4 protein-coding genes and 1 pseudogene are annotated in these 7,363 nt (G+C 50.5%); all 5 read left to right on the top strand.

What is annotated here, in order from left to right; translation table 11 throughout:
- Window positions 1-187: pseudogene (locus G494_RS27500) on the top strand (virulence RhuM family protein); the annotation flags it as partial.
- Window positions 188-205: 18 nt separating this feature from the next.
- Window positions 206-1,177, top strand: a complete 972-nt coding sequence (locus tag G494_RS0121145; protein ID WP_028586108.1) for a DUF1848 domain-containing protein — start codon at window positions 206-208, stop codon at window positions 1,175-1,177.
- Window positions 1,178-2,165: 988 nt separating this feature from the next.
- Window positions 2,166-3,503 (top strand): AAA family ATPase, encoded by a 1,338-nt coding sequence (locus G494_RS24905; RefSeq protein WP_051305949.1) that lies wholly within the window; start codon window positions 2,166-2,168, stop codon window positions 3,501-3,503.
- Complete coding sequence (locus G494_RS0121125; RefSeq protein ID WP_028586105.1) at window positions 3,496-4,068, top strand: RloB family protein; 573 nt, start codon at window positions 3,496-3,498, stop codon at window positions 4,066-4,068. Before G494_RS24905 ends, G494_RS0121125 begins: the two co-directional genes overlap by 8 nt.
- A 519-nt stretch (window positions 4,069-4,587) precedes the next feature.
- Entirely contained in the window at window positions 4,588-7,056 is a 2,469-nt protein-coding gene (gene recD2 / locus G494_RS0121120) for an SF1B family DNA helicase RecD2 (RefSeq protein WP_035248028.1), read from the top strand.
- Window positions 7,057-7,363: the final 307 nt, after the last annotated feature.

The raw sequence follows: 7,363 nt of genomic DNA, 5'->3' as shown, positions 1-7,363 counted from the left end.
AGGGATTACAGGGATTACAGGAATTCCAACAGGCGCGGGAAAGACAACTAGACTGCCGGAACAGGAAGGACTGAGGCGGATCGTCAACGCCTATCTGGATTTAGCCGAAGCCCGAGCCATAGGCAAGATCCCGATAACCAAGGAAGATTGGGCCACGCGGCTGGATATGTTTCCAGACAGAGTATGACACAACAGGAGGGCGAGAATGATTATCAGTGCCAGCCGCAGAACTGATATACCGGCATTTTATCCGGACTGGCTGATGGACAGGATAAAAACTGGTTACTGTGCGGTCCCTAACCCGTTTAATCGCAACCAGGTTTCTTATATCTCGCTCAAGCCCGATGAGGTAGAGGCTATAGTCTTCTGGAGCCGCAATCCCGCACCCCTTATGGAGCGTTTAAATGAATTGGACCAAAGAGGGTTCAACTATTACTTCCAGTTCACTTTAGTCAATAATCCAAAGCAGATAGATCCATATTCACCTTCCTTTGAAAAGGCCGCCGATGTATTCCGTCAACTCTCCATGCGGATAGGTAAAGAACGGGTCATCTGGCGATATGATCCGATCTTTCTTAGTAATCTTACCGGCTATCAGTACCATATTGAGAAATACAACCGTATTGCAGAGACGCTCAATGATTATACGGTCCGCTCTGTCATCAGTTTTGTTGACGATTACCGCAAGGCAAGGAAACGAATCAGAAATCTTGAAAAAAGTGGTGTAAAGATTCACCCCTGTGAGAATCTCCGCCTTGGTGAGATCAAGGATTTTGTTCTCGAGTTGGTCAAATCGGCAACCTCCAATGGAATGGAACTGCAAAGCTGCGCCGGACATCTTGACATGACGCCTTTTGGGGTTAAAGCCGGCAAATGCATTGATGATGATCTTGTCAGGACACTTTTCAACTATGATTACTCTTCAAAAAAAGACCCCTCCCAGCGAAAGGAATGCGGCTGTGCCGTCAGTCGTGACATAGGCATGTATGATTCTTGCCTGTTCGGCTGTGCGTATTGCTACGCGACCCAGAGTTTTGAGCGCGCCAGGAAAAATAATCGCGAGCACAGGCCTGACTCACCCTCTCTTCTCGGATGGTATGATGCTGATCCAGCGACAAAAAAAGAAAAGAAAAATACAATCCTCACCCGACAGCTCAAGTTGTTTTCGGCAATGTAATCTGGCAATCGGCCTGGCAATGCGCCTCAATCGGGGTCGGACCAAGCTAACCATTCAATCTAAAGATAAAAAACACCGACAAACAGCCCTGTTTCAGCCTTAAAAGCTCCTTTTTACCACGAAAAAGGCAGGGTTAAGCTCCGAAATCGCGACTGCTCCTGTGGATGTCTCGACTGGTTTTGAGAGCATTCATAATGGATATATTCATTTTTTCCCGTTCCCCCGCTCTTTTCCCCTCATGCCCGTTATTTTCCGTCATGCCCGCGAAGGCGGGAATGACGACTACAATAACACCGAACATGTCGCCAGGGCCCTGGATTCCAGGGATTAAACCAGGCGCGGGAAGGGCTTCCTGAAAAGGAAGGACTGGGAGGGGAGCCCCAGCTGCTCATGTGTTGGGGGATCCGGATAGACCCGTTCAGTCTTCCTCACCGACCGCCGACTGGATTCCCGCCTACGCGGGAATGACGACTACAACGATACCGGACATGTCGCCAGGATCAGGGATTCCAGGGATTCAGCCAGGCGAGGGAAAGATAGCCAGACTGTCTGGAAAGGAAGGACTGGGAGTCCCCCTCGCTGCTCATGCGTTGGAAGATCCGGATAGACCCGTTCAGTCCCCCTATGTCAGGATAGATGATGGAAAACGGGTGAATCGTGTGCGAAACACCTGAGGGTTCGGCAAGGATCCCTCTCACCTATCTTGGCGATTATGCTGAACGAGGTTTATGGAGTTATTTGAATGGATTGTCCAGTAAAGAAAGCCCCTGCCAGTACCGCACCGGAGGGGGAAGACCTCGTGTTTACGGAGGGCCTGAGCAAAGCGGGAATTGCTGGCACTAAACCAAGTTGGTTTTCAATGCACACAAACTTCAAAAGCAAAAAAAGCGCTATCTCGAGAGAAAAAATCTCTTGGAAAGTGGATTTCAATGACATATATTAACATTAACAAGTTTTAAGAGAGAAAAATCATCCGCAGGTGTGCGTTATGTTGGTTTCGTTTGCAGTGGAAAACTTTTTATCCTTTAAAGACAATGTCTTGTTCTCCATGGTCCCAAGCCGTGAGAAACAGCACAGTGATAGAATACCCCACATCAAAGGATACACCCGTCTTTTACCTATTGCTGCAATTTATGGTGGCAATGCTTCTGGCAAAACGAACTTTTTCAAAGCGATCAACTTCGCCAGGAACGTGGTTGTTACGGGAAGTCAGCCTGATGCCCGTATAGCTGTCGAGCCCTTTAAACTGGATACATCCTCTAAAGTTGCTCCTACCACATTTAGTTTTGAATTTATTGCCGGAAACAAATGTTATGAATATGGTTTCTCGCTGACTTCGCAGAGGGTTGTCAAAGAATGGTTAGTGGAGATCTTAAAGACCACCGAAAAGAAGCTCTATACGCGAAAGGAGGACACAATAACGTTCGGACCCTCTCTCAAGAAAAAAGAAAAGATGAAATTCCTTTTTGAGGGAACCCGAGACAATCAACTCTTCCTCACCAATGCCATCAGCCAGAAAGATGAAAGGTTCAGGCCTCTCTATTTATGGTTTCGGGATGTGCTGGTGCCTATTGCACCGGACTCGAGATTTGAGCCTTTCGATCAATTTCTCAGGCAGGATACCCCACTTGCTGAATATATAACTGACGCTCTCGTTGGAATGGATACGGGTATCAGTAAGCTTGGGGGAGAAAAAGTCAATTTTGATAACCTTGCTGCTCCACCAGAAATTCTCCAAAAAATTAAAGAAGATCTTCCTGATGATATGACCTTTCGCCTTAGGTTAGATCCGGCTGGAGATCGATATGTCATCACTAGAAAGGATGGGGAGATACAGGCAAAGAAGCTGGTGAGCTATCACACCGATGGTCATCGGAACGAGGTGAAGTTTGAACTTAAGGATGAATCTGATGGAACCTTAAGGATGATCGACCTGCTTCCAGCGTTCAATGCCATCTCTCAACCTGGGGTCAACAAGGTATATATTATTGATGAGTTAGACAGAAGCTTGCACACCCTTTTAACTAGGCAACTCCTTGAGAGTTATCTTTCCGGCTGTAGTAAAGAAAGTAGATCCCAACTGCTTTTTACTACTCACGACGCCTTGCTCATGGATCAAGACCTATTACGTAGAGATGAAATGTGGGTAGCAGAGCGAGATCAGGATGGGAGTTCTGATTTGATAGCGTTTAGCGAATATAAAGAAATCAGAAACGATAAGGATATCAGAAAGAGCTATTTACAAGGAAGGCTAGGCGGCATCCCCAAACTCCTCTTTAGGGGCACTTTACAACAAAGCAGCAAAGAGGGTGCTGCCAATGGCTAAGAAAAGAAGGTCATTTAGCCGTAAAGCTCCTGACAGGTCATATAGGAAAAGGTTTGTTATTGCCACAGAAGGAAAGGAAACGGAACCACAGTATTTTTCAATGTTCAACAGTAAACGTTCAACGATTCAGGTGATGGTTTTAAAAAGCAAACAAAAAACATCATCTGGCCAAGTCCTGGACAGACTCAAAAAAGCTGATATTGGAAAAAAAGATTCGGCCTGGATTGTGATTGATCGTGATACATGGGAAAAGCAAGAGTTGGATCAAGTGTTCGATAGCTGCAAAGCTCAAGGGTATAAAATGGCACTGAGTAATCCGATGTTTGAATATTGGATATTACTCCATTTTGAAGATGGTAACGGTGTCAATACGGGAAATGTAAAAAAGCGATTAACGATACAACTCCCTCATTTCAGCAAAAGCAATGTTGAAATACACAAAATTAAACCAGGTATTGATGAGGCTATTCGACGAGCAGAGAGAAAAGACAATCCACCTTGTGAAAAATGGCCTCTGACCACAGGTACTACTGTCTATCGACTGGTGAAAGAACTTCAAGAGTAAGCCGTCACAGGCGCCCATCCACACCCGGTTGCGAATGTCCGCATAGAGGGGCGATAGCGACCATTCGCACCTGCGCAAATCTGGAGTACCTTTGACGACTCACATTATCGAGACGTGGGTACCGTATAATTAGAAACCCTGTGACGGGTTACCTTCAAGAAGCTGCAAGTGAATAAGAGGTGAACGGTCAGGATAGATGATGGAAAACGGGTGAATCGTGTGCGAGATACCTGAGGGTTCGGCAAGGAGCCCTCTCACCTATCTTGGCGATTATGCTGAACGAGGTTTATGGCATTATTGACAGCCTCATCTTTGAAGGCTACCCTGAATCCGCTGAAATACTTCTGCCTTGTCATCTTGCCATCTTGCCATCTTGTCATTTTGCCATCTCGACGCCACCCTGCGGAATGCTAAGCGTTCTTAAGTGAGTGTCCCATTTTTCCATGCCACCCCAGCTTACAACGAGATATGAGCAGAAAAGATTGAACTGTATACGGGTTTTATGTTTTTCTGCTGCCTATGCAAACCATTGAAGAAACCCTCACCGGTATTGTTCACCGGGTAACCTACCATAATGGTGACAATGGCTGGTCGGTGCTGCGGGTCAACCCTTTCAACAGCCCGGAGAGCCAGGAGACCGTCACCGTCCACCAGACCAAGGTTTTTGCCGGGGCCACCATGGAGTTTCGCGGGGCCTGGGTGGTCCATCCCAAGTTTGGTCGGCAGTTCAAGGCCGTCTCTGCCACGGAGAAGAAACCTGCCAGCGCCGCCGCCCTGGAAAAGTATCTGGGCTCCGGCCTGATCAAGGGGGTTGGCCCCAAGACCGCCCAAAAAATAGTCAAACATTTCGGCAAGACCACCCTGGAGGTGTTTGAAGGGGAGATCGAGCGCCTTACCGAGGTGCCGGGCATCGCCCAAAAGAAGCTGGCAAGTATTGAAGAGGCCTGGCTTGAGCATCGGGCCATCCGCGAGGTGATGATGTTTCTCCAGGGCCATGGCATCTCCACCCTCTTTGCCGTGCGGATCTACAAGGAGTATGGGGACAAGGCCATAGAGATGGTCAGTGAAGACCCGTATCGGCTGGCCCATGATTTTTATGGTATCGGTTTCTTCTCCGCCGACAAGGTGGCCCTATCCCTTGGCCTGGCCAAGGACAGCCGGCAACGCATTATCGCGGCTATTCGTCATGTCCTGGCTGCCAGCCGGGAGCAGGGGCACTGCTATCTCACCGCCGGCCAGATTGATCTGGAGGTCAGAAAACTGCTGGAGATGGACCTGGCTGAGTTGTTGGAACAGTACCTCAAGCTGATGAAGGATGAGAACCATCTCAAGGTGCGGATGCTGGCTGATGCTGGCGGCGAGCTGCAGAGCTGCTATTATTCCAAATCCCTCTACTATGATGAAGAAACCTCTGCTGCCAGGCTAAAAGAGATGGCCGGGCCGGTGGCGGTGGACCAGGAGCGGGTGACAAAGTGGCTTGAACGCTATTGTGGTCTGAAAGAGATCAACCTCAGCGGAGAACAGGCGGCAGCGGTACAGGGCGTAGTCCGGCACCAGTTTGCTATCCTCACCGGCGGCCCTGGTTGCGGCAAGACAACCACCACCCTGGTCATTGTCCGCCTGCTTGAGGCCATGGGTAAGGAGGTCTTGCTGGCTGCACCCACCGGCCGGGCTGCCCAGCGCATGAGCGAGGTGATCGGCCGGGAGGCCAAGACCCTGCATCGCCTGCTGGAGTGGCAGCGTGGCCGCTTCAAGAAGAATGAGGAGGAGCCTTTACGGGCCGACTTTCTCATTGTTGATGAATGCTCCATGCTCGATATCAGCCTGTCCGCCTCCTTACTCAAGGCCGTGCCCAAGGGCTGCCAGGTGCTGTTCATCGGCGACGCGGACCAGCTGCCCTCGGTTGGCGCCGGTAATGTCCTGAAGGATGCCATTGGCTCGGGCGTCATCCCGGTCTATCGGGTCACTGAAGTTTTCCGCCAGGCCAAGGCATCGCTGATCATCAAATATGCCCACCAGGTCAACAAGGGTGAAACACCCCGGATCGAATCCCCCTTCAAAAAACCTGAGACCTGGCAGGAGGGGCATGACTGTCTGTTTTTCGATTCAGATGAGGCCACCAAGGAGCAGCTTCGTTTCGTTAGCCGGGTCAAACACTCCATGGGCTACCAGATCCCGCAGTTGGAGGGCTTATCCAGCGGAGAAAGCCCCTACCAGTTCCGCACCGGAGAGGCCATTACCTCAGCCTATGAGCAAGATTTTGTGGTGCCGCAGAAATTTCAGCACGTTGACCTGGAAAAGGTCAAGCAGGCCCAGGGTCAGGTGGAGGAGTTAAAGGCGGTCCTGAAAAAGGTGCATCCGTGGTCGTCCCTGCACTATGGCCTGGCAGCGGTGGATATTGTGGTCAAACTCTACCTGGAGTGGATCCCCAAATATCAGGGCAAGGGCTGTGAAATCCAAATCCTCTCGCCCATGACCCGGGGCAGCCTGGGCACCGCCAACCTGAACAAGGTGATCCAGCAGGTCGCCAATCCTCCTGGCCAGGGCAAGGCGGAGATCAAGGTGGGGGAGCGCATCTTCCGGGTGGGCGACCGAGTCATCCATCGCCGCAACAACTATGACCTGGAGGTCTTTAACGGCGATATTGGCAGGATTGCGGCCATCAACAACGAAGACCTGACCATGGTGGTGGCCTTTTTCCCGGATGGCCGCGAAGTAGAGTACCAGAAGGAACATATCGTGGAGTTGGAGCTGGCCTACGCCATCACCATCCATAAATCCCAGGGCAGTGAATTTGCGGCGGTGATCATCCCGGTCCTGACCCAGCATTTCAAGATGCTCTACCGCAACCTGATCTACACCGGCCTGACCAGGGCCAGAAAACTAGCCGTCTTTGTCGGCACCCGTAAGGCGCTGGCCATGGCCATCCGCCAGCAGGACACCAGCCTGCGCCAGACAGCCCTTGTGCAATTACTGCAAGCAAACTGAAACATTTTGCTCACGAACAGGGATGCTCATTTCCGCAGGCAGCATTTTGGGGGTCTATCCGAATCTCCCAGATCCCCCTACCACTTGGCGGGGAGGTAACCTCCCCTGTTCAGAGGTTCAAGAACTCTTGAACAGGTTACCGTGGCATGGATTGAAGCTCTTCTTCATGATCAAAAAAATGGGGGGGGGGGGAGATCTCCAATCCCGGCGGCCTGCCCAGTGGCCTGATTACCCCCAGGTGGACAAATAGGTGGGCAGATAGGTGGGGTAATCGAACGGCCCGAACGTCAGTAGAACAAGAAAAGGA

Origin of the sequence: Desulfogranum mediterraneum DSM 13871, assembly GCF_000429965.1 — a bacterium.
Lineage (GTDB): Bacteria > Desulfobacterota > Desulfobulbia > Desulfobulbales > Desulfobulbaceae > Desulfogranum > Desulfogranum mediterraneum.
This window is presented reverse-complemented; position numbering and strand designations above follow the sequence as displayed.